The sequence below is a fragment of the Vibrio sp. QJM3NY_21 genome (assembly GCF_057785975.1).
Genome location: NZ_CM173514.1, coordinates 1,955,726 through 1,979,762 on the forward strand (window position 1 = coordinate 1,955,726; position 24,037 = coordinate 1,979,762).

Genomic DNA, 24,037 nt, shown 5'->3' on the forward strand with positions numbered 1-24,037 from the left:
ACCTACTCGCTATCTGTATTTTCTCTATGGTTAGCGAGACTTAGAGTTAGCTAGGTTGAGAGCCATCCCCACAAAATCTTCATCACTGTCATCAATAACCTGATAGCCAAGTGACTGATAAAAGCGAATGGCGCGGGTGTTACTTCTAAAGCTCGACAGAGTGACTTGGTTTCGTTGCTCTTGATGGGCTTTTTCGTGGATGAGTGACATGACTTTTTTACCAAGAGATTGATCTTGGTATTGAGGGGAAATGATCAGCAGATGAATATGGTATGCGTTGTCATAAGGCTTAAAACACACAAGTCCAATCCTCTCTTTTCCTCGGTATACCCAATGAAACCAAGAGGGATGGTAATCGTTTAAAAGTCGTTGGCGTTGGAAGTCGTCATCCCAACCGAAAACACTATCGACGTGTATGAAAAGACTTTGTTTAACACACGTAAACCGTTCTTCGAATTCAGAATTTGAAACGAGCTGGAATTGTATATTCTCTTCTTTTATTACCACTCTGATTGCTTCCTTATCAAACGCCTTTGAATAAGCAAACAGTAACATAATTGAAGAAGCCGAATTAGCTTAGATTTGCGATGTGATAAAACCAAAAAGCCATGCGTGATGCATGGCTTAGAATAAAGTCTTGGATTGATTTTTCTATACGATCTTAAGTGCGTGGTGGCGCGTGAGCTGTTTGTGTAGCGAGTCTTTTAGCGCCATGCGTTCAACTTTGAGGTTGTGCATGCTGTCGTCATCGATAGGGCTGCCAGAGATTTCTAGCTGACGGATGTCGTAGTCGAGTTGGTGGTATTTCTGCATGTCTGCTTTGAATTTTTCGTCGTCGTGGTTGAGCTGAACAATGTCTAATTTAAGATCTGGGAAATCTAAGATAAAGGCATGGTTTTCATTGAGCATTGGCACTTCCTCTCTAGTCGAATTATCTTCAGTATAGATCCTATTTTTGAAGATAAATGTGTTCCTAAACACAAAGCGAGAGCAGGATCAAAAAAGGGCATAAGCGTTCCATTGTGGATTCGCTTATGCCCTTTGTTATTTTAGTAATACTAAAAACTACTTCGCTTTCTTACCAGAACGTTGCTGCTCTTTGTGTGCTAGCTTTTCTTTCTTACGTTGATCGATAAGGTGAGCAGCATCGCCGCCTACGTGGGTTTCGCCACGAGCATTCGACAATTGAACTTGCTTTTCACGTTCACGGAAACGGGCTTTTTGCTCGTCGCTGTGCTTATCAATACACTTAGGGCAGCTTACGCCTTTCTCGAAGTGCTCAGAGGCTTTGTCTTCGTCAGTAATTGGCAAGCGACAAGCATTACACACATCGTAATCGCTCTTTTCTAGCTGGTGGTTTACCGCAACACGGCCATCAAATACGTAGCAGTCGCCTTCCCACATGCTCTCTTCTTCTGGTACTTCTTCTAAGTACTTAAGAATGCCGCCTTCAAGGTGGTATACCTCATCAAAGCCTTGCTCTTTCATGTAGGCTGTTGATTTTTCACAGCGAATACCACCCGTACAGAACATCGCGACTTTTTTGTGTTTCTTAGGGTCGAGGTTATCTGCAACATATTGAGGGAATTCACGGAAGGTTTCAGTGTTCGGATTTACTGCGTTTTTGAATGTGCCGATATCGACTTCGTAGTCGTTACGAGTATCAACCAAAATCACATCTGGATCAGAGATAAGGTCGTTCCATTCGTTTGGTTTAACGTAAGTGCCGACAACGTGGCGAGGGTCGATACCTTCAACGCCCATGGTTACGATCTCTTTCTTGAGTTTCACCTTGGTGCGGTTGAATGGCTGTTCTTCGTTGAACGACTCTTTGTAAACAACATCAGCTAGACGTGGGTCTTGCTTGAACCATTGAAGAAGAGCGTCGATAGATTCGCGCTTACCTGCAACAGTGCCGTTGATACCTTCACTTGCAAGTAGCAAAGTACCGCGGATTTGGTTAGCTTCTAACACGTAAGTTAGTGGCTGGCGAATTTCTTGGTAATCATCAAGTGCTACGAATTTATACAGAGCACATACAACATATTGAGACATGGTTTTTCCTTTCTGCGAGCTGGAACGTAAATCCAGAGCGGTTGCCTTTTATGATACATACTGAGTTTGATTTACTCAGGTTTGCCCATATTGGCTTATTAAAATCCGCCGCAGTATAACCAAGCCAATGTAGGACAAAAACCAACCAAAAGTAGGGCTATTTATCATTTTGATTTGTGTGGTTTTAGGCTTGCAAAGATACATGCTCATGAAGTGGGATGAATAGGTAAGAGGATTGCGACATGCAGGCCTGCCAAAGCGTAATGATTGGCAGGCGAGTAATGTATTGAGTCACTTAATCTTTTACGACTCAATTACAGGTGAGTAGGTAGCGTAAACTCTTGAGTTTCAGTTGCTTCATTGAGTCGCTCTCTCGTTAATCGCATCGGCGTTACGGGCATCCCATAGAAGTCGAACTTGTCACCTAAAACCTCTCCACCGAGTCCTTTTACGATATTGACGGTTGTGTCGCGCGCTTCGATATAGATTTCGTTGATGTCTTTCGACGCCTGAACTAATGAATAACGAGCCAATGCTTTTCCTATGCCAAGGCCGCGGAATCGGTTGTCGACAACAAATCGCCCCCAGTGCCATTCTCCATCGCTCTCCCATGCCGCTACGGCGCCTAAAACATATTCTCCTGAACGTGCTAACCACCATTTCTGAGGAATGTCAGGGGATAATGGTATGAGATGTTGTGGGATACTTTGTTCACCCGAAAAGGTATCTCTGATCAAACTGTCGATCTCAGTGCGGTATACCGAAGTGCAAGCTTCGAGCTGAATTCTGGCTTTGTTGTGCGTGGCGTTTTTCTGAAAAGCGCTGAGTCGTAATGTTCTTAGTCCATCAATCACATTTTGGGTATCTTCTGGGCTCATTAGGTTCAGCAATTGAGACAGTTCATTGTTGGCTGACTCATCGGCTTCTTCTAACCTTTTCAATCCTTCAGCTTTGAGTGAAAAGTACTTCTGACGTTTATCCGTCTCACTCAAAGATGGTTCGATATATTGTTTTTCTACTAGGGAGTTGAGGGTTCGGCTAAGAGAGGCTTTCTCGACGCTGAGCTGTACGCTGAGCTCAGAAAAGGGTGTGACTCCATTCTTACGTAGATAGGTAAGAAGGTGGACTTGTGTCAGTGATAAGCCTGAATTAAGGCAGTTTTTATCCAATAGTCCAAGCTCGCGAACGAGATAACGTAACTCGCTTCTGATCTGCATAACCGATGACATACTCACTCCATAGAAATATACGTTGATAGTATCAACAATAATCCCAAAGACCGTTCAATGTCAATAATGTTGATACTATCAATGAATTCTCTACACTTTAGAACTGATAGTTGAATTCAATACGTTGGTCACCTTCAAAGTAGTCTTGATCTTGAGTCCAGTTGGTATAGTATCTTGCGTTAAAACGCGGTGTGAATTGATAGGAAATCGATAACTCATTGGTGAAGATATTGCTATCTCCGGCCATGCCTTGGTCAACAAACGAGTCAGAACCAGCAATCGACGTTAACCACATTGGGTTGTAGTTAATCCATATGTTTTCGGTGACCGTGATGCGGCTGTACATGCCTACCACGGCATATACACCGGGAATTGTGTAGCCCACAGATGTGTCGATTTCATAAGCGCCAGAATCCGTATCGACCACTTTATCAACCTGACCATTCATGATACGAGCGCCAACTCCAGCCAAAGGATAGAGCTGTATCGCACCCCATTTTGGTAGCGCTTGAATAAAGCTGTATGAAGCGTCTAACTGTTCTTGCTCGACGCTGTAATTCAAATCGATTTGTTTCCCTTGGCCATTAGTCTTATCAACGGTGAAATTACGAAAACGAACACTATCGATTGAATCATCGCGGTGGTTCGAGCCTGACCACCCTAGCTGTTCGCCTGCCACCCCTTTTATTTCGACGATGTTCATTCCCATCGTGATATCACTGCCCGTATCATAAGATTGTCCGATTTTGATATTGAGCCCTTTGTCTGAGATACCGAAACCCGCTTGAGTGTAAACCGCGAGCGGATCAGACATGTCTTGGACTTTTTCAGGTGTGGCGCTTTCTGTCGACGGCATCACTTCTTGAGGCGAAGTCTTCTGAATGATATCTGTTGTGTCGGAAGTGTTTTGTTGAGCAAACGCATTCGATGTTAATAGGAGCAGCGATATGGATGAGATGAGTGGTACAGTTTTCATGTTTTTCTCTCTTTGATTTTTTCTGGTGCTTAAAAAGCTTTTATTTGGCGCTAAAAAAAGCGGCTCCAAATGGAACCGCTATATCTATCGGCATTGATGGTGAATTGGCGTGTTAGTTAGGTAGAACTAGGTTGATGTCATTCGCTTTGTTATGGTCGAACAAGCTAAAGAACGTATCCACTGATTGACTGTTGCCTTCGATGGTTGCGTTACTGACATCGCCAGAGGCGAAATAACCCAGAACCTCTAACTTCTTGCCGCTTAACGTTGCATCTGCGTTTGGATCTTGCTCTAGAGAGAAAACAGCAATCTCGTTACGTACCGTGTAGTTCGCTACTTCTCCGGTGTCAGATACCTTAATGTTGATAGATAATTCTTTTCCTTGAGCACGATCTGCGTTTAGGTTTACGCGCTCGGTTTCTAAGATTTTGGTGGTTGGCAGCACCTTAACAATAGCTGGGTTAGCAAAATCCCATGCCACAGAGCGATCTAATGTACCGTCCAATTCTGCTGCGTTAGAAATCGCATAGCCTCTCCAGTATATGTTGGTTTGAGCGTAACCCCATTCACGAAGTGCTTGCGCTTTTAGGTCACGCGCTTCCATGTTGTCAGGATCGGCATTGTTTACGTGAGTTAACACTTCTGCTGCCCAGCCGTAGTTCTTCTCGGCATACGCGTCGCGAGCAATATCGATGACTTTATCTTCGCCGCCCATCGCATCAACGTAATCTTGAGCCATGTCTTTGACGCCCGGACGAGCCAGTTTGGTTACATCACCGTCCCACCAACCTAGGTAGCCGTTGTAAATATTACGAACTGAGTGCGCTACTGTACCGTAGTATTCGCCCAGCCAAGGGTCGTTGGCTAAGTTCTCAGGCAGTACTACTTTTTCTGCCAACTCATCGCGCTTGATACCGCGGTTGATGTTGTAAATTGATTGGTCGTGTACAAATTGAATCGCATCACGGTAGTTGGTTATGCGTTCATTGATGAAGTCGTGTCCAATCCATGCTCGCATGTGAGAACCACTATAGGTATTCGATTTTTGTGCGTATTCAGATAGCGTATCAATGCCTTTGTACCACTCTTGAACATCACGATATTTGGTACCGCGCAGTGTATACAAATTCGGGAATGTTTCGCCTTGGATCGTTTCGCTGCCGTGTACGTGTTTGAATTGTGGGAAGTAGATATCGACTTCATCGTCACCCGCATCGCCGTAAGCACCAAATACTTCCATATCGATACCAGATACGGTGATTTTCAATGGCTCATCATTGCTCACCAAAACATTAGGCATGAAAAAAGAGATAGGGCCAGCCGTAAACGTTGGACCTAGGCCGAAGTGAGCAGGGCGACCTTTTTCTCCTTTAGGTAAGTAGACACTCGCGTAAGCCGTACGTTGAGTCAGGATTTTGCCTGTTACGCCAACATCGTTTACAAGGTTAGGGATAAAGTTATCTGATGCGATGATTTTTACTTCGCCTGACTTAACTTGTTCTTCTGTTACGCCCCAACCAGCAGCACCAAAGGCGTGGTCTGGATGACGATGGGTGTAAATAACCGCTTTAACAGGCAGTGTTGAAAACTGGTTGAATGCCTCCATTGACTCTTTGGCTGCAGTATCATTTTCACCAGGGTCAACAATGATAAGTCCGTCATCACCAACGGCTACAAGGGTTGAAGCTAATTGGAAACCAGAGATTGAGTAGAGTTTTCCCGGTGCGATTTCTTGAATTTTTGGTGCCATCTGCTTTGCAAATTCAGTCATGGCAACCGGCATGTATTCAGAGCTCTCGGTGAAGGCTTTGTTGTGTTCTGCGTCTTCCCAGACCACTTTTGCTAAGTGGCTTTGTACTGAGTCGTTGGTGAAGAAAGTTGGGTCAGAACTGCGAACTAGATTTTGGTCCATTGCGAACGCTGAACTCGCTGTTGTGGTAAGAAGTGCGATGCATATTGACTGAGTTAAAAAGTTTGAAGCTTTCATTGGTGATTCTCTCTAAATTTACGGACTCGACCATTCGGCCCGTCGATGAGAGAGATGTTAAGACGTAAGGTTTAATCAATCGATAGAGTGAAACTTAAACAATAATTAACTATTACTTAATTGTTTATTCCCTGTTGTGGCTTCAAGTGCATTCCTAAACCATTTATGTCCCGTATCATTATTTTGAGAATGATGCCAAGTCATGTAAATAGGGACAGGCTCGGCTTTAAACGGTAATTCAAAGATTTGATATTTTCCGCTACCTGCGACTTTGTTTGCTAATGAACGAGCATTAACACAAAGCCAGTCAGTACTTTGAGCCAAGACTAGTCCTGTTAGCCCTGATCCCGTTGTATAGGCGATTTTTCGAGTTGGTAGGCGTTCACAAGCAACAGAATTGAGAGTGTAGTTATCCATCCTTTGAGTCTGCCATAAAATATGATGTTCAAAGAAGAATTGCTCAACGGAGATACTGCCTTGAATACGTGGGTGATCGATACTCAGTGCCACCACAAGATCTTCTTGAAACAGCTTCAGGTTGCGATAGCCATGCTCTTCGAGAGGAACAGTTGATAAGATCACGTCTACCTTTCTTTGCCTTAAATCAGCTTGTCGAGCTTGCTCGTCGATATGATCAATATCGGCTTGTATGGTTGTGTTTGGGGCATGCTGCTCTCGGTATTTGGTTAGGCAAGGGAACACTAAGATATCAATGTCTTTGTGGCTGGAGATTCTGAAAGTACGTCGACTTGTTTGAGCATTAAAATGCTGTCGTGATTTAGCGCCGTTAATTAACAGGCTTAAAGGTTCTTGAACTTCCGCATGGAGTTCGACTGCAAAATTGGTTGGTGAGATACCTCTACCTTCACGCACGAATAATGGATCTTTGTACTGATCTCTTAGTCGATTTAGCGATTGACTAACGGCGGGGGCAGAGATCCCTAAAGCTTCTGCTGCGACGTTAACACTACGGGCCTTCATTACAGCATCAAATGTTTTTAATAGGTTTAGATCCATAGTTTGTCGTGCGCCTTTTTATTTACTATGAAGTAATGTTTAGCAGTTTAGTCTTAAAAACGAAAGTAAGCCTTCATCATGGATGGGAAATATCAGGCACAATCGTATGTTTGTGTGTTCTTAAACAAAAAGGCCCTGTTGTAAAAATACAGCAGGGCCTTGGTATTAATCTGTCTGACTTAATCAGCAGTTACGCTTGGTTAAGTACTTCCGCTAAGCGTTTCACCGCTTCGGTCAATTCTTTTGGGTTAGCGTTAGTGAAGTTCAAGCGCAGTGCAGCTTTTGCTTCATCAGCCTTTGGATAGAATACAGGGCTTGGTACAACCGCTACACCATTCGAAAGTAGAGTTTTAGCCAATTCGAAGGTGTCGCACTCTGGGATTTCTACCCAAATGAACATTCCGCCATCAACGGATTTTAATACGCAGTCAGCAGGTAGCTGTTTCTCTAGTTCTGAAAACAACACTTCATAACGAGACTTGTACAGGGTGCGAATGTTTTCCATGTGCAGATTGAAATCTTCATGCTTTAGAAGACCAACAAGCAGCGCTTGCATGGGTACACTTGAGTGCAAGTCAGCGCCTTGTTTCACTTTGATCAGTGGCTCAAGGTAGCTGCGTTTGCCTGTTACCGCGCCAATACGTAGGCCTGGCGATGCAATCTTAGAGAATGAACGAAGAACGATAGAGTTATCAGGGCAGAATGAAGAAACCAATGGCAGTTCCGTACCAGTGAAACGTAGCTCACGGTATGGTGCATCTTCAATGAAGGCTACGTTGTATTTGATACACAGCTCAGCCACTTTTTGACGAGTTTCTGTTGCCCAGCACACACCGGTTGGGTTGTGGAAATCAGGCACGGCATAGAACATTTTTGGCGCTTGCTCGGCAAAGCATGTTTCCAGTTCATCTAGGTTCGGGCCAAATTCAGTTTGAGACACGGTAGCGATGTTTGCTTGAACTAGGCCAAACACCTGCATCGCACCTAAGTAGCTTGGCGCTTCCATCACAACCACATCACCCGGGTCAACATACGCACGCGCAATCAAATCCAAACCTTGCTGAGAGCCAGTACAAATCATTGCCGTGTGAGATTCTGGCAATTGGTAGCTTTGTGTTAGGTGATCAAGCAACGGGCCATAACCGGCGGTCGAACCGTATTGGAAAACTTCAGGCATGTTCGCTAGGTTTTCTAGCGTAGGCTTCATTAAATCGATAGGGAATGTTTTCGCATCGGGTAAACCACCGGCCAACGAAATAACATTTGGATCGCTTGCGGCTGCGAGGATCTCTCGAATGTATGAAGATTGAATCTGTTGTAATGACTGTGCGATTTCCATGTGTTGTGTCTCGTCGTTTATCGTTTTTATTCTATCGCTTGATATTACACGGCAATTGTAAAAACTGGCGTGTCCGTTTATGCTCTTAAACATGTCCATTTATGCTATTTGAACGATGTCACGACAACACATATCCCGAATCAATGATGTTTTGTTCCATATTCACCAAGACATCAGTCAGCCTTTATCGGCAAAAGCGCTCTCCGAGATTGCGGCTTATTCAGAGCAACACTTTCATCGCACGTTCAAAAGTGTGGTTGGGGAGTCGCTACATCAGTACATTCGACGCACTCGAATGGAGTATGCGGCCAATCAATTAATGTTCGATACCAGCTCGTCTGTGGTTGAGATCGCCCATAAATGCGGCTTTAGCTCTGTGTCTTCGTTTAGCCGAGCATTTAAAGCGACTTTTAATATGTCGCCCGGAGAATGGCGTAAGCATGATTTACAGATTGCAGAAAAACCTTATCTGAAAGATCCCGAAGTGGCGGCGGGTTATTTGAATGTGTCGCAGCGGGAGTTGCCGGAACCTAAAATTGTTGAAGTATCACACCGAATGGCAGCTTATGTTCGACATACTGGTTATAACCGCTCTATTCGCAACGCATGGTTGATATTGAAAGCGTGGGCGAACTCGGAACAGCGTGACTTTTCGAGCCAATTTGGTTTGCATCACTCAAACCCTGCTTGGGTTGAAATGGATCAGTGTCGTTATGTAGCGTGCATCGCGATTGATGAACCGATTAAGTATCGCAGTGTGGTGAACCAAATGGTGATTCCAGGCGGTTTGCATGCGGTGTTTCGACTTAATGGTCGTTATGGTGAGCTGCTACCACAGATCAGTATGGTATTGGAAAAATGGTTACCGGCTTCTGGTTTCAAACAGCGTTCGACTCCTGCGTATGTGCATTATCATCGGAACCATTTTCTTAATAGTGATGAAGTGTTTGAGCTTGATTTCTACCTCCCTGTGAGTTTTTATTAGTAACCCCGTTTTTGAGGAATAATTATGTATCTTGTTTTGTATTGCCACAATATTGGTATGACCGATTTTTCCTTCTTTGAAACGGAAGATTTTGACAAAGAAGATGGCTATATCGTGCGAGGTAAGTGGCCGAACGAGAAAGCGTTTCGTGATTACTTAGTTAAAGAGTTCGGTGATATGAGTGAGTTCCAAGTGATCGACTTAATCGCCAAAGGTGCAGAAGCAGAACACTACTTACCAGAAGAGTTGATGCGCTTAGCTCTGCAATATCTAGCTCGGTAATACGTTTTAAATCGGATAAAGAAATGGCAGCCTGATTGGGCTGCCATTTTTCGTTTTAGGTTTAAGCTAATTGCTCGATACCTTAAGTGGGGAGGCTCCGCTATTGTGCAACCTCGTCCACCAAGTACAAGATTGACTGATACGGAATGCCACTGTGATGTGATAAACCGATCTCACAGGTTCGGCTGTTGCTGAATCCACGAGTGCAGTTGCTTGGTACTTGTTCTTTGAGTGGGTGTACCGCCGCCTCATTTAGCTCTGGAGTGGTAAAACCTTTATCACCCGCCCAACCACAGCATTGAATATGCTCAGGAACGATGACTTCTTCGGTACAGGCTTTAGCAAGGCTCAACATCGCACCTTCCAAACCCATTCGACGAGAACTACACGTCACATGCAGCATCACGGTTTCTTGCAGCGGCTCAAGTGTCAAGTGCTCAAGCAGGTATTGATTCACAAACCCTGTCGGCTCTAATACCTCTAACGGTTTGGTGAACTGTTCAATACTGCGTTTAGCACATGGGCTGGTATCCATTAAGACTGGGTATTCACCCTGACGACTCGCTTGCCACAATACTTCTTCGAGCTGTTGCGCTTTAGATTGGGCTAAATCGGTCATTCCTTTGCTGTCGTAAGGCATGCCACAACATTGGTCATCTAGCTTCTTCGGAAGAATAACCTCAAATCCGGCTTTGTTAAGCAAAGACATGGTCACTTCAGTTAGAGGACGTTGGTCGCCCGCATCACTCTGTTGTCCCATGGTGCGACTCGCACACGAAGGCAGGTAAACCACCTTCTTGTGATTGCTTGAGGATTTTACCGTCACTGGGGATGAGACTAGCGAGTGGCTATTGGATTGCGGCATCTCCGGCATCCAAACGGGTGTCGCGCCTTTAGTCATTGAGCGCAAGCCATTGGTTAGCTTGCCTACGGTATTTGCGCCTAAAATCTTACTCGCCACTTGATTGGTTTTGAGGCCAGCCTTGGTTAGTTTAGTGGTGGTCGAGAAATGATCCGCTGTCCACTTTGCGATTGGCGTAAATTTCTCGTACTTGGCAATACGAAGCTTCTTGATCAAGTCGCCGGTGTTGATTCCCACAGGGCAACGCTCGGCACACAGGCCAGTTGCAGCGCAGGTATCGATGCCTTGGTATTCGAAGGTTTTCTCTAGTTCGCTTGCTTCTATTTCTTCACCTGCAGCGCGGCGGCGTTGCAGTTCTCGGTAGAGAACAATGCGTTGGCGTGGTGATAGAGTCAGCGTACGAGACGGACAAACAGGCTCACAAAATCCACACTCAATGCAGCGGTCGACAAGCTCATCGGCAGCAGGCATTGGCTTCAGATTTGTTATGTGTGAATTCGGATTGTCGTTAATAATAACGCCGGGGTTGAGCAGTCTTTCTGGATCAAACAGCGCTTTGATCTGTTGCATCAAGGCGTAGCCATCTTTGCCCCATTCCAACTCCACATAAGGCGCCATGTTACGACCTGTACCATGTTCCGCTTTCAATGAACCTTGGTATTTCACTGCAACCAATTCGGCAACGTCATCCATGAAACCGCCGTAGCGATCGATTTCTGTTTGGCTGTCGAAGCCTTGAGTGAAGACAAAGTGCAGATTGCCTTCGAGGGCGTGACCAAAAATGATCGCTTCGCTGTAGTCGTATTTATCGAACAACTCTTGCAGCTCTCGAATACCATTAGCAAGGTTTTCGACAGGAAAGGCAACGTCTTCAATGATAACAGTCGTACCGACTTCACGAACAGCTCCGACCGCAGGGAACATACCTTTACGGATGCCCCATAGGGTTGCGACTGTCTTTGGATCGGAAGTGAAAGGCACCGATTCAACAATCGTGTATTCAGTCAATGCGTCCAAAATTGATTTACATTGTAAATCTAAGTCCGGCTGGGAACTGGCGTGTGATTCAACCAAAATCGCTGCGGCTTCTAAGTCCAAGCTTGGCATGAATGCAGGCATACCCGGTTTATCAGCCACTGAACGCAGCGCTCTGCCATCCATCAATTCAACCGCAGCAACCGGCGTTTTTGATAGTGTAGTAACGGCTTTACTTGCTTGTTCGATGTCGGAAAACACCAACAGAGTCGAGGCTTTGTTCGGATGTTCGATAACCGTGTTGTAGGTAATCTCAGCAATGAAACCTAGTGTGCCTTCTGAGCCAATCATCAGGTGTTTGATGATCTCAATTGGGTCGTGGTAATCAACTAAAGCATTCAGAGCGTAGCCAGTGGTGTTTTTGAGGCGGTACTTGTGGCGGATTCTGTCTGCGAGTTCTTGGTTCGAGCTAGTCTGTTTGTGTAAATCAACAATGCCTTCAAACAGAGCTTTGTGTGATTGCTTGAATGCCTCAACACTTGCGTTGTCAGCCGTATCAAGCAGGGAGCCATCACTCAATACGATTTTCATGCTCTCAACGGTGCGATACGAGTTTTGCGCAGTACCACAACACATGCCGCTGGCGTTATTCGCCGCGATACCACCGATTTTACAGGTATTGATTGAAGCTGGATCTGGGCCGATTTTACGCTGGAAAGGGGCAAGGTATTTGTTGGCATCAGCGCCAATCACACCCGGTTGAAGGATTATCTGATTGCCGTTGTCGATGATTTCGTGGCCACGCCAGTCATCGGTCAGTGTGATGAGTACCGAGTCTGAAACGGCTTGCCCTGAAAGGCTGGTGCCCGCGGCGCGAAAGGTAAAATGAATACCGAGTTCGCGACAACTTTGAATGGTGAATATGACTTCGTCTAAGTTCTTAAGCCTTAGAACCATTTTCGGCACCAAGCGATAAAAACTCGCATCGGTGCCGTAAGCCAAGCGCTTTGCCTCTTGAGTGACAATGCGTTCCGTTTCTATTTTTTGAGCCAGTATCGCTTCTAGCTGCTGATAAGCTTGTGCGTCTATTACTCGCTCATGGGATGTGGTTGTCTCCATCTTTGCTTCCTTGTGCTTCTTATTTGGCACTGATTGGGGCGTGTTGACCTTTCGTGGTTAAATTTTGTTCGAGATAAAAGCGTTTTAATCGCGGCGAGGGGGAAGTAGCCTAGTCACTCTAAGCAAATCCCCCTCAACAAAGAGTAAAACGCTTTTAGCCGAACCCTTCGGGCAGCGTTTTCTGGCCATTTCTACTACGTTATCGGCTTCTCATGTAGGCTAGCTACACATCGACGCCTCTGCCTTGTATAAATACCCAGAAACTCGCTGCAAAAATCAGCTCGAAAGATCAACACGCCCTAGTTTTTATTTTATTTTCCAGTGCTTAAACGGTGTCACAACGGCAGTGGAATTGCTGTGACACCGATTGAACTTCAGTCTAAGTAGACCAAAGCATTAATCCGAATCCGAATCCGAACCTGAGTCGTGGCGGCTTAATCTAGCCCTACTAGAGATTCACGAGTTAAGTCTTTGATTGTCTTGGCGCCAGTTAGAGTCATCGCAACGCGCATCTCTTTGTCGTAAAGGTCGAGTAGGTTCTCAACGCCTGCTTGTCCTTGAGCCGCTAACGCGTAAACGAAAGAGCGGCCAAGCAAGGTACAGTCTGCGCCCATCGCCATCATGCGAACTACATCTAAGCCAGTACGAATACCAGAGTCGACCAGAATCTTAGTGTCGCCTTTTACTGCATCTGCAATTGCAGGTAATGCTTTAGCACTTGATAGAACACCATCAAGCTGACGACCGCCGTGGTTTGAAACTACGATACCGTCTGCGCCAAATCTCACGGCGTCTTTTGCATCTTCTTCATCAAGAATGCCTTTGATAACCATTGGGCCATCCCAGAAATCACGGATCCACTCTAGGTCTTTCCATGAAATTGATGGGTCGAAGTTATCACCTAACCAACCGATGTAGTCTTCCAGTTTGGTTGGAGAACCGCGATAAGTCGAAATGTTGCCAAGGTCGTGCGGTTTACCAAGTAGGCCAACATCAACTGCCCAGCTAGGATGACGCATAGATTGGAATACACGACGTATTGCTGCATTTGGACCACTCATTCCTGAGTGCATGTCACGGTAGCGAGCGCCAGGTACCGGCATGTCTACAGTAAATACAAGCGTTGTTACGCCAGCCGCTTTGGCACGTTCCAATACGTTCTTCATGAATCCACGATCTTTTAGTACGTAAAGTTGGAACCACATTGGGCGTTCAATCTTAGGTGCGACTTCTTCGATCGGACATACCGATACTGTCGACATCGTAAAAGGGATGCCTTTGTTGTCAGCCGCTTTAGCCGCCTGGACTTCGCCACGTCGTGCGTACATGCCTGTTAGGCCAACTGGAGCTAATGCAATCGGCATCGCCAGCTTTTCGCCAAACAACTCGGTTTCCAAATTTAGGTCCGACATGTCATTGAGGACACGCTGCTTGAGCGCGATCTCTGCAAGATCGGCCGTGTTGCGGCGTAGGGTATGTTCTCCGTAAGAACCGCCGTCAATGTAGTGGAAAAGAAACGGTGGTAATTTCGCTTTTGCTGCGGCGCGGTAATCAGTCGATGCGGATATGATCATAATTTCAGTCCTAAATTCTTGGGATGTTGCCCTTCTATGAGAGCTTGGCTTGGGCTGCTTTAATTCTTGAAAAGTAAGTGTTTGTTGTTTCTTAATCGGTGAAGCAACTCATCGATAAATAAAATAACCAGTGAAGCAATTAATCTATGAAGCAATTAACCTGTGAAACAGTTAAGCAATAAAATGGCGTTAATACCCGGGGGGTGTTGATGTGTTCTAGTATCCATTCCGAAACTCATCAACTGTCTTATTAGACGGTGTTACAGTCGGGGAATTGAGTATTAACGCCAAGTGCTTTTGTAACGACTTATGGTTTACATAAGTGCGTCTGTCATTTTGAAGCCGTAGATAACCACTAGGCCGATGATTCCTGTCATCACCAAGTAGTAGAACGTTGGGATGATAGTCTTACGTAGTGTTGCGCCTTCGCGTCCTAATAAGCCTACGGTCGCCGATGCGGCTACCACGTTGTGAATCGCAATCATGTTACCTGCTGCAGCACCAACGGCTTGCAGAGCAACAACCACAGCACTAGAGATAGACAGAGTTTGTGCTACTTCGAATTGGAACTGGCTGAACATCATGTTTGAAACGGTGTTTGAACCTGCAATGAAGGCACCTAACGCACCAACCGTGGCACTTAACGCTGGGAATGCGCCGCCGACTAGGTCAGCTGCAAAGTTGGCAGTGGTTACTGGCATACTTGCTAAATCAGCGCCGTTCACACCTGAGTTAATGAAGATACGAACCATTGGGATGGTGAACACCAACACAAAGCCAGCGCCTATTAGAGTCTTGCTCGACTCACCAAAAGCTTTAGCCAGTGGTGTTGCGCTGCGTGATTGCATTAGAACAGCAACCAGTGCGACGAAGACCAAGATACCGCCAGGTAGATACAGAGGCTGAATCGCTGTGCTTACGCCGGTCTCGCCAAGGATGTTGCTGAATGAAAGGCTAACGCTCTTAAGTAGGCCTTTGAACTCAGGGCTAACACGGCTAGCAACTAGAGTGACAGCGAGCAACACGTAAGGTGCCCATGCCATCGCCATGCTCATTTTTTTATGGCTTTGCTTACCGTTTGAATTGTTGTCATCAAGGTCGATTTTCAAAGAACCTAACCATTCTGCTGGCCACTTGTCTTCGCTCTCAAAATCCCATTTTGATTTAGGTACTAGGAAGCCGCGTTTTGCTGCTGTTACAACAATCGCAAGGCCAACCAAACCACCAATCAGTGATGGGAACTCAGCACCCAAGAAAACACCTGTTAGTGCGTAAGGAATAGTGAAAGCAGCACCTGCGAACAGTGCGAACGGCAGGATATCAAGACCTTCAGTCCAGCTTTTGTTCTTACCGAAGAAGCGAGTCAGCATCATCGCCATCAATACAGGAATCATCACACCAACACAGGCGTGGATGATCGCAACACTTGATGTGATCTGTTGTAGGTAAGCATCCCATGTTGAACCATTGGCAACCAGGCTTTCACCGATGTTGTGCGTATCCAAACCTTTGTTTACGCCAACGATGATAGGTGTACCAACCGCGCCGAACGATACCGGCGTAGATTGAATCATCATGCCCATCAGTACCGCAGCTAATGCTGGGAAGCCGATTGCAACGAGTAAGGGAGCGGCGATTGCAGCAGGTGTGCCGAAGCCAGATGCCCCTTCAATGAATGAACCAAAACACCAAGCAATGATGATCGCTTGTACACGACGGTCTGCTGATATGTCAGTAAATCCGTTGCGGATGGTGGTGATAGCTCCGGTGTGTTTCAAAGTGTTTAATAAGAAGATGGCGCCAAACACAATCCAGAGAACCGACACGGTAATGCCGAAGCCTTGGAATACTGAAGCCAGCACGCGAGTGCTAGACATATCCCATGCGAATAGGGCGATAGCAACGGTTAATGCAAATGCCACGGGCATCGCTTTTTTTGCAGGCCAGTTAAGGCCAACCAGCAGAATCGCTGCAACAACTATTGGCGAAAAGGCCAATAATGCTAGTAGAGTTTCACTCATGGGTACTTCCTCGTACTTGTTTTCAAACGTTCATGTTTGAAGTGAATAACACGTCATTAGTTTTGTAGGTGTAATCTGAATCTCGAGGATTCAATTGTTGTAATTAGAGTCGCTTTATTTGTAACCGATGTGATTGCAAAAGCTGTTTTTGTAATTGTTTTGTTAATTTGGCGTGAATTTACCCCTTTATTTTTTATTGATATAGGGAAATAATGAAAATAATTAATTCCAAAATTGGCATAATCAAATGCGAGCAGACGATTTGATCCTGTTTTCACAGGTAGTAGAACTGGGCAGTTTTAGTAAGGTGGCAGAGCAAAATAACCTTACAAATTCGGTAGTTAGTAAGAGAATTGCGCGTTTGGAGGAAGAGATTGGCGTGCAGCTATTATATCGAACCACGCGTAAATTGACGCTGACTGAGGCGGGTAAGGCAATGTTACACGGAGCCAAAAATGTGAAGCAGGCGGCTCAAGAGGCTATGGACGCAGTTTCAGGCTTTGGTGAAAATGTTAGTGGTCATATCAAAATGTCAGTACCTACTATCTCCGGAGATTTGATTCTCGCAGACGCTGTTGCCGAGTTTTGTAATATGCACCCAGGTTTAACGGTCGATATGTCTCTTAACAATCGCTTTGTGGATCTGGTTGATGATGGCCTCGACTTAGTGATTAGAACCGGCTACTTGGAAGACTCCAGCTTAATTGCCCGTCATATCTTGGACTCTCAATGGGTGGTATGTGCTTCTCCGTCTTATATCGCTAAGAATGGTAAGCCGATGCAGCCCAAGGATTTGGTTGAGCACAATTGTCTGCAATACGCTTATCAAACAACGGGTGCCAGTGAGTGGCAATTTCTGCATAGCAAAGATGGCTTTACCGATAACGATAAATACATCGTGCGCGTTTCTGGCTCTTTCTCTACCGATAATGCGACGGCATTAAGAAAAGCCGCTTTGGGCGGTCATGGTGTGGCGTACGTGCCACGTTGTCTGGTGTATCACGATATTCGCAATGGTCAGCTGGTGGACATCTTCCCTGATTTAGTCGGTAAAAAGCTGGGTATTTATGCGGTGTACCCGTTTACGCGCCAGCCACCGAACAAGATTAAGTTATTGATTGAACACATCAGAACGCGTTATCTGACGATTTCACATTATTTTTAATAAGGATCACGATGAGCTATTTAAAAGAGTATCAATATCCAGTCACCAACAAACAGATCGTCAGCGATGACTATTTCGGTCAGATAATCGAAGACCCATATCGCTGGTTAGAAGATGACAGAAGTGACGAAACCGCGCAGTGGGTGGCGAGTCAAAATGAAGTCACATTCGATTACCTTGCTCAAATCCCGTATCGCGCAGAACTGCGAGAGCGATTAGCGAAAGCGCAAGACTACAAAAAGAGCTCACAGCCGTTTGTGCGAGGTGATTACACCTATTTCTATAAGAATGATGGTCTGCAGAATCACAGTATTCTTTATCGTCAGAAAGAAGGCCTGCAGGTTGAAGTGTTCCTAGATCCGAATACCTTCTCGGAAGATGGCACCACATCACTGGGTTCGGTGTCGTTTTCTAAAGATTACAGCCTAGTGGCGTACAGTATTTCCGAGGGTGGTAGCGACTGGCGTAAGATCTTTGTGATTGATATCGAGACTAAGCAGCAGCTTGAAGCCGAAATCACAGACGCTAAATTTACCGGTATTTCTTGGTTAGGTAACCGTGGCTTTTATTACTCTAGCTACGACAAGCCAGACGGCAGCCAGCTTTCTGCACGTACCGAACAGCACAAACTTTACTTCCATGAGTTGGGTACAGAGCAAGCTAGCGACAAAGTGGTTTTTGGCGAGAACAACGCTGAGCAGCACCGCTATGTATCAGGCTATACCACCGAAGACGACCGTTACTTGATCATTCTTGGGCGAGAGTCGACATCGGGTAACAGGCTGTTCTATATCGATTTAAACTCACCAGAACAAAAGCTGAATACGCTGATTGATCATGTGGATAGCGACACTTATCTCATCGATAACCAAGATGAGACCTTCATTCTATATACGAATCTTGATGCGCCTAATGGCAAGGTGGTGAGCTTTGATACTCGCGATGGGAAATGGCTCGAAATCATCCCTGAAAAGCCACAGCCATTGGATATCAGCACGGGTGGTGGCTACTTGTTTGCTCACTACATGGTGGATGTGGTGTCTAAGGTTGAGCAGTTGGATTACCAAGGTAATCGAGTTCGTGACATTCATTTGCCTGGGCTGGGAACGGCCAGTGGTTTAGGTGGAAAAAACGAGCAAACCCAGCTTTATTACACCTTTACCAACTATGTAACGCCGCCAACGATTTTCTCTTTTGATGTTGAATCTGGAAGCTCTGAAATCTGCCAACGCTCTGAGTCTCCGTTTGAGTCGGATCAATTTGAGTCTAAACAAGTCTTCTATACCTCGAAGGATGGCACTCAGGTTCCGATGCTTATCTCTTATAAGAAGGGATTAGTGTTAGATGGCAATAATCCAACCATGTTGTACGCCTATGGTGGCTTTAACGTTAGCCTAACGCCTTCTTTCTCGGGCACGGTTGGCAGTTGGCTAGAACTGGGTGGCGTATATGCGGTGCCAAACCTGCGTGGCGGTGGTGAGTATGGTAAGGCGTGGCACAAAGCGGGAATTCAGCAGAAAAAGCAGAATGTCTTTGACGACTTCATTGCTGCTGCCGAGTTCTTAATTGAAGAAAACTACACCAGTAGCGATAAGTTGGCGATTCGCGGCGGTTCTAACGGAGGCTTGTTGGTAGGCGCTTGTATGACACAAAGGCCTGAGCTGTTCCAAGTGGCCCTGCCTGCGGTTGGTGTGTTGGACATGCTGCGTTACCACACTTTCACGTCTGGCGAAGGGTGGGCGTACGACTACGGTACATCCGCGCAAAATAAAGAGATGTTCGAATATCTGCTTGGCTATTCTCCGGTTCATAATGTGGTGCGCGGCACGGACTATCCTGCGACATTGGTGACGACCGCTGATCACGATGATCGCGTGGTACCGGCTCACTCTTATAAGTTCATCTCAGAGCTGCAAGATAAGCATGAGGGCGGTGCGCCCGTGATGATTCGTATCGATGTTAATGCGGGCCATGGTGCTGGAATGCCGCTGAGTAAAGCTATCGATCTCACTGCTGATATCTACGCATTTACCCTGTTCAATATGAGAATAGAGTCCCTAGATTCATTTTAGTGAATACTTGATTTTAGATAACTGGGTATTTAACTCAGACCAAAAAGCCTCAAAATCTGCCTTAGATTTTGAGGTTTTTCATATATATGAAAACCAATCAAATTCACACCTCGTTCTCTTTGCTTTTCGGCACCCTTTTACGTGATAGCCGCCACCATTACTGATGAAATGAAAGCGATTTCAAGCTGATATTTTACACATTTCCCACTATAACCTGTTGATCTAAAAGCAGTAGTTTTCGTCATGGATTTTCTAAAAGTTTCATGGCATTTAAGTTGATTTATCAGTGTGAACAGCGACCAACTTTTCAACTCTTTCATTGCTTAATATTTCCCTGTTCGATGAAAACTCAAAAAAATAATAGGGAAATACAATGCAAAAATTTAAGCTTTTGCCAATAACGGTCGCAGTGGCGGCATCGCTTGCTTCACTCTCTTCTTTTGCTGCTGATACTAATATCGAAGCATTAGAAAAACGAATCCAAGAGTTAGAATCTAAGGTTGTTGAAATTGATTATGTTAACGATCAACAACCCGCGGTTTTAACGGCTGAAACTAAGGTGCCAGATGGCATCGTCTTCTCTGGTTATGCTCGTTACGGCGCTCACTACAAGAGCGGTGATCAGCGTTATGTAGACATAGGTACAACAGGTCGTTCTGTCGGTCGTTTGGGTAACGAAGCTAATGGTGGTGAGGTTCAGCTAGCTAAGCTTTTCCAAGCTGACAATGGCGCTATCTGGGACGTCGTATTCATGGCTGACCACTGGGAAGCAGACGCTTGGGCTGACGACGGCGGCCTAAGCATGAAAAAAATGTACGCAGGTGTAACCAACGTATTTGAAAGCCAACCAGAACTTTATATGTGGGCTGGTCGTGACTTCCATCAACGTCCGCAACAAGGTTTGAACGATTACTTCTGGATGACACACGATGGTCAAGGCGCTGGCTTTAACAACCTAGATTTCGGCGGCGCTAAGCTAGATATGGGCTTTGTTGGCCAAGTGAAAGGCGGCCTCGTAAATGACAATGGTCGATACGCCGTGACAGCGAAGCTACACAGTATTGACGCTGGTATTGGTAATCTGGATTTTTACGCGAACTACGGTTTTGCATCGAGCGAAGCGGATACGTCTACGACGACTGAGTACGTATACGATCCAGTGACAGATTCAATGCAGCCTGTCGTGACCCCAGGTCAAAAAGTCAGTGATGAAACGGCATACCTAGTAGGTGCAACATTAGGCTTGGGTGAGTCTAACAAGTTGGTTGTTAAGTACGGTGACGGTGCAGATTCATCGGTATATGACCTTAAAGGTGATTACCAGACTTTGTATGCAAGTGTTGAGGGTAGCTACGCTGCATCTGAACAGTTCATCATTGATTACTTAGTGTCTTACAAAGACAATTCTGGCTCAGATCTAGACCGTGAGAACACGGAATATGCGGGTATCGTTCGTCCACAGTACCAATGGAATGATGTTCATTCTACTTGGTTAGAAGCAGGCTACGGCATGGTTGATTACGATGACGACGGTGAAGAGAACGCATGGAAAGTCACTCTGTCTCAAAACGTATCACTTGGTGGCTTACCTTGGAGCCGTCCAATGCTTCGCTTCTACACAACCGTGGGCGATGTAGAAACCAAAAGCAACACAGTGAAGACAACCAATGTTGATACATTGTCGTTCGGCGCAATGTTTGAAGCTTGGTGGTAATCACGGGTATAGAACGCACTGCTCTTTGAATTCGGCATATTTTCAAGGAGCCATGTTTTCAAATATCTATGCTTATTAAGAGCACGTAATACTGTCCATTTTAGCCCTAAAGGCAGATTGATTAGGGCACGTTAAATAACTCCATTCTTGGGCACATTTTTTGTGCCCTTTTTTTCGCCACTAGATCAAGGAATAACGATGAGACTTTCTTCCATCGTGTCTCGAGTTTATTTAGGTTTCTTCACGCTGATAGTAATCATGCTTGGTAGCGCATGGTTGAGTATTAGCAGCAACAAGAACATAACCTCACACATCGAAACCATCACTCAACAAGCCACTCCTTTAATGCTCCAATCCTCAACGCTCACCATTCGTTTTTTGGACATTAATCGCAGCACTACTCCCTATTTATCCGCCAATTACATTGATGAACTCGAACCACTAAAACAAACCGTCGTGAGTAACATCGCGCATTATCAGCAGCAGTTAAATTGGTTTGATGGCAAGGCTGAATCGGGCTCACCACTTGAACCCATACTCCAAAATATTGAAGAAGCGGGCGTTGCCACCATCAATAAGGTAGAGCAGTCCTTGGACTTATACGTCTCTTATTTGGATAGTAAAGATCTCGGTTCGATGGAGCAGGAACAATTTCAATCGGTAGTGGGTCAACTCAATAATACCTTGGTGAATCAATTGGCGAGCACGAGCTCAGATGCAACGCAAAAAGCGGTAGAAGCCTTGTTGGTTCAGTTGAGTTTGATTGCAGCAGAAGCGAATGAAGCTTTCTCTCTGCAAACGTCATCGGAGGTTCGTGGTGTTGAGCGTCGTCTACAAAGTCGTAAAGAGCGATTCGAACAAGCTGTATCAGACTTGGATAATCTGGACTCATCTTTGTTACGCCGCAGTAAACAGTCTTTATCACTGCTCGCTTCACATGTATTTTCAGCGCAAGGATCTGTGTCAACGCATATGGAAACCGTGAAGCTACATGAGAGCATTGCTCAGCAAAGAGTGGAGATCGAACAGCTAATTGATGTGCAGTTAAGCCATTTTGATGAGCTTTCTATGTACGCGGAAGACACGGCTAAACGTTTATATAACGAGTCGATGGACTTCTCTCATCAAGTACTGTTGATGCAGGCCATCATTGCTATTGGGTCGGTTTTTATTGCGCTGCTAATCGGGCTGAACATCGCTAAAGGGATTCGCAAGCCAAGTAAATTACTGCAAAGTGCACTAGACCAAGTCGCCAAAAAAGACTTGAGCGTGATGGTTCAGTATCAAGCCAATAATGAATTTGGTTTGGTGAGCGATAAAGTCAATTTGGTGATCAGTCACCTGACTCAAATGATTGACAACATGCGCCACTCCTCTATACGTCTAAAAGAAGCTTCCCTTGAGAACCAAAGCACCAGTCGTTCCCTGCGTGAAGCGATGCAAGAACAAACCAATCAAACGGTGATGGTAGCGACAGCGATGGAACAAATTGAGTGCTCAGTGACGGAGATCACTCAGGCGGCCAACCAAACTCTAACGCTAGTGACCGAAGCGGTATCCAGTTCCAGTGATGGGCAAAAGACCATGAATAAAAGCGTCGAATTGATGGGCAGCCTAGAAAATAAGCTGGCGGAATCAACAGCGACCATTGGTCAGCTTGAAAGCGAAAGCGCCAGTATTGGGTCCATTCTGGATGTGATATCTGGGATCTCTGAGCAAACCAATCTACTGGCGTTGAATGCGGCAATAGAAGCCGCGCGAGCGGGAGAACAAGGGCGTGGTTTCTCTGTAGTTGCGGATGAGGTTCGAGTGTTAGCAGCCAAAACCAATGCTTCTACGCAAGAGATACACAACAAGATCGAGCAGTTGCAAACTAGCTCTAAACTGGCGGTTGAACAGATCAATCAGTGCGTGGTGGGTATGGTTCAATGCGTAGAACAAACCAGCGAAGTGAATCACTCGATATCGACGGTGTCTGATCTGCTTAATGAGGTTGAGCAAAGGAGTCATCAAATCGCGACCGCGACGACAGAGCATCAAGTCGTTGCCTCTCAAGTCACTCAAAATATCAGTCAGATACACACCTTGGCTGAAGATAACTCGCAACGTTCCCAAGTGCTTTTTTCCCACGGTCAACAGCTTGAAACCATGTCGCAACAGCAATTCTCATTAACTCAAGAGTTTAAGTTAGCGGAATCATCTAATCACAAAGATTAGAGCCAGTTAATTTCTTCCATGATTTCACGCCCAGCCTTCCGCTGGGCGTTTTCGTATCTGGTTTTTTCTGATGAAAAGGCTTTGAGCTAAAAATTACCGTGAAATGTTCTCATACAATTTCGAAAGGCCATTGAAATAACAAGGTCACTTTCCCCGTGTATATTGCCGTCAGTTGCGGATTCATCATCAAATAACGTTTTCAAAAAATGGATTTAGGCGGGCTTGTTTGATCTGACGAACAAGTAACCGGGCGCCATCTTGATAATATGAACAATAATCTCATGAAACAGTTTCATGGCGTGAAGTTAATCTGTAAGCGCTTTCATGATTTCCACAACTGGCCTTTTTACCTCCAACTTTAGTGTGATGACACTCACTTCAACCAAGACGCCTTTCTTTAATAATCGTTTTGTAAGCGGTTACAAGCTAATGAAGTATCGAGGTTCGA

General features: G+C 45.4%; 17 protein-coding genes. 6 read left to right on the forward strand and 11 right to left on the reverse strand.

All coding sequences use genetic code 11. From position 1 onward, the window contains the following. Positions 1 to 30: 30 nt before the first annotated feature. The 8 genes from AC3CID_RS24020 to AC3CID_RS24055 all read right to left on the reverse strand — a co-directional run bounded on the left by AC3CID_RS24020 (position 31) and on the right by AC3CID_RS24055 (position 8,603). Positions 31 to 555, reverse strand: coding sequence for a GNAT family N-acetyltransferase (locus AC3CID_RS24020; protein WP_054546133.1), 525 nt, complete (start codon positions 553 to 555; stop codon positions 31 to 33). A gap of 96 nt (positions 556 to 651) precedes the next feature. After that, complete coding sequence (locus AC3CID_RS24025; RefSeq protein WP_010432560.1) at positions 652 to 909, reverse strand: HP1242/YdcH family protein; 258 nt, start codon at positions 907 to 909, stop codon at positions 652 to 654. A 156-nt stretch (positions 910 to 1,065) separates the two neighbouring features. Beyond that, the gene (trhO, locus tag AC3CID_RS24030) at positions 1,066 to 2,055 is read right to left on the reverse strand and encodes an oxygen-dependent tRNA uridine(34) hydroxylase TrhO (protein WP_065206445.1); all 990 of its coding nucleotides are present in this window, start codon (positions 2,053 to 2,055) and stop codon (positions 1,066 to 1,068) included. Between the two features lie 314 nt (positions 2,056 to 2,369). Then, a complete protein-coding gene (locus AC3CID_RS24035; RefSeq protein ID WP_102436177.1) occupies positions 2,370 to 3,284 on the reverse strand; it encodes a GNAT family N-acetyltransferase in 915 nt (304 codons plus the stop codon). Positions 3,285 to 3,381: 97 nt separating this feature from the next. Beyond that, positions 3,382 to 4,140: a hypothetical protein gene (locus tag AC3CID_RS24040; RefSeq protein WP_474357407.1), complete on the reverse strand. Its 759-nt coding sequence runs from the start codon at positions 4,138 to 4,140 to the stop codon at positions 3,382 to 3,384. A 232-nt stretch (positions 4,141 to 4,372) separates the two neighbouring features. Then, positions 4,373 to 6,247 (reverse strand): alkyl sulfatase dimerization domain-containing protein, encoded by a 1,875-nt coding sequence (locus AC3CID_RS24045; protein ID WP_054546137.1) that lies wholly within the window; start codon positions 6,245 to 6,247, stop codon positions 4,373 to 4,375. Between the two features lie 105 nt (positions 6,248 to 6,352). Then, complete coding sequence (locus AC3CID_RS24050; protein ID WP_488527648.1) at positions 6,353 to 7,264, reverse strand: LysR family transcriptional regulator; 912 nt, start codon at positions 7,262 to 7,264, stop codon at positions 6,353 to 6,355. 190 nt (positions 7,265 to 7,454) lie between these two features. Further along, a complete protein-coding gene (locus AC3CID_RS24055; protein ID WP_488527649.1) occupies positions 7,455 to 8,603 on the reverse strand; it encodes an aminotransferase-like domain-containing protein in 1,149 nt (382 codons plus the stop codon). Positions 8,604 to 8,718: 115 nt separating this feature from the next. Between AC3CID_RS24055 and AC3CID_RS24060 the strand changes: the two genes are divergently transcribed. Both AC3CID_RS24060 and AC3CID_RS24065 read left to right on the forward strand, forming a co-directional pair. Then, positions 8,719 to 9,588, forward strand: a complete 870-nt coding sequence (locus AC3CID_RS24060) for an AraC family transcriptional regulator (RefSeq protein ID WP_488527650.1) — start codon at positions 8,719 to 8,721, stop codon at positions 9,586 to 9,588. Positions 9,589 to 9,612: 24 nt separating this feature from the next. After that, entirely contained in the window at positions 9,613 to 9,870 is a 258-nt protein-coding gene (locus tag AC3CID_RS24065; protein WP_488527651.1) for a hypothetical protein, read from the forward strand. Positions 9,871 to 9,970: 100 nt separating this feature from the next. Here AC3CID_RS24065 and AC3CID_RS24070 read toward each other — a convergent pair whose 3' ends face one another. The 3 genes from AC3CID_RS24070 to AC3CID_RS24080 form a co-directional block, all read right to left on the reverse strand. Then, on the reverse strand, positions 9,971 to 12,826 hold the full coding sequence (locus tag AC3CID_RS24070) for an FAD-binding and (Fe-S)-binding domain-containing protein (protein ID WP_488527652.1): 2,856 nt from the start codon (positions 12,824 to 12,826) through the stop codon (positions 9,971 to 9,973). A 434-nt stretch (positions 12,827 to 13,260) separates the two neighbouring features. Further along, on the reverse strand, positions 13,261 to 14,400 hold the full coding sequence (gene lldD / locus AC3CID_RS24075; protein ID WP_010432610.1) for an FMN-dependent L-lactate dehydrogenase LldD: 1,140 nt from the start codon (positions 14,398 to 14,400) through the stop codon (positions 13,261 to 13,263). 314 nt (positions 14,401 to 14,714) lie between these two features. Continuing rightward, positions 14,715 to 16,421 carry an L-lactate permease gene (locus tag AC3CID_RS24080; protein WP_488527653.1) on the reverse strand — a complete coding sequence of 569 codons (1,707 nt, stop codon included), beginning with the start codon at positions 16,419 to 16,421 and terminating at the stop codon, positions 14,715 to 14,717. A 247-nt stretch (positions 16,422 to 16,668) separates the two neighbouring features. Between AC3CID_RS24080 and AC3CID_RS24085 the strand changes: the two genes are divergently transcribed. The 4 genes from AC3CID_RS24085 to AC3CID_RS24100 all read left to right on the forward strand — a co-directional run bounded on the left by AC3CID_RS24085 (position 16,669) and on the right by AC3CID_RS24100 (position 23,589). After that, complete coding sequence (locus tag AC3CID_RS24085) at positions 16,669 to 17,586, forward strand: LysR family transcriptional regulator (protein WP_017081288.1); 918 nt, start codon at positions 16,669 to 16,671, stop codon at positions 17,584 to 17,586. A gap of 11 nt (positions 17,587 to 17,597) precedes the next feature. After that, on the forward strand, positions 17,598 to 19,658 hold the full coding sequence (locus AC3CID_RS24090; protein WP_171327551.1) for a prolyl oligopeptidase family serine peptidase: 2,061 nt from the start codon (positions 17,598 to 17,600) through the stop codon (positions 19,656 to 19,658). A gap of 373 nt (positions 19,659 to 20,031) precedes the next feature. Next, positions 20,032 to 21,372 (forward strand): carbohydrate porin, encoded by a 1,341-nt coding sequence (locus AC3CID_RS24095; RefSeq protein ID WP_488527654.1) that lies wholly within the window; start codon positions 20,032 to 20,034, stop codon positions 21,370 to 21,372. 198 nt (positions 21,373 to 21,570) lie between these two features. After that, complete coding sequence (locus AC3CID_RS24100) at positions 21,571 to 23,589, forward strand: methyl-accepting chemotaxis protein (RefSeq protein WP_488527655.1); 2,019 nt, start codon at positions 21,571 to 21,573, stop codon at positions 23,587 to 23,589. Positions 23,590 to 24,037 lie beyond the last annotated feature (448 nt).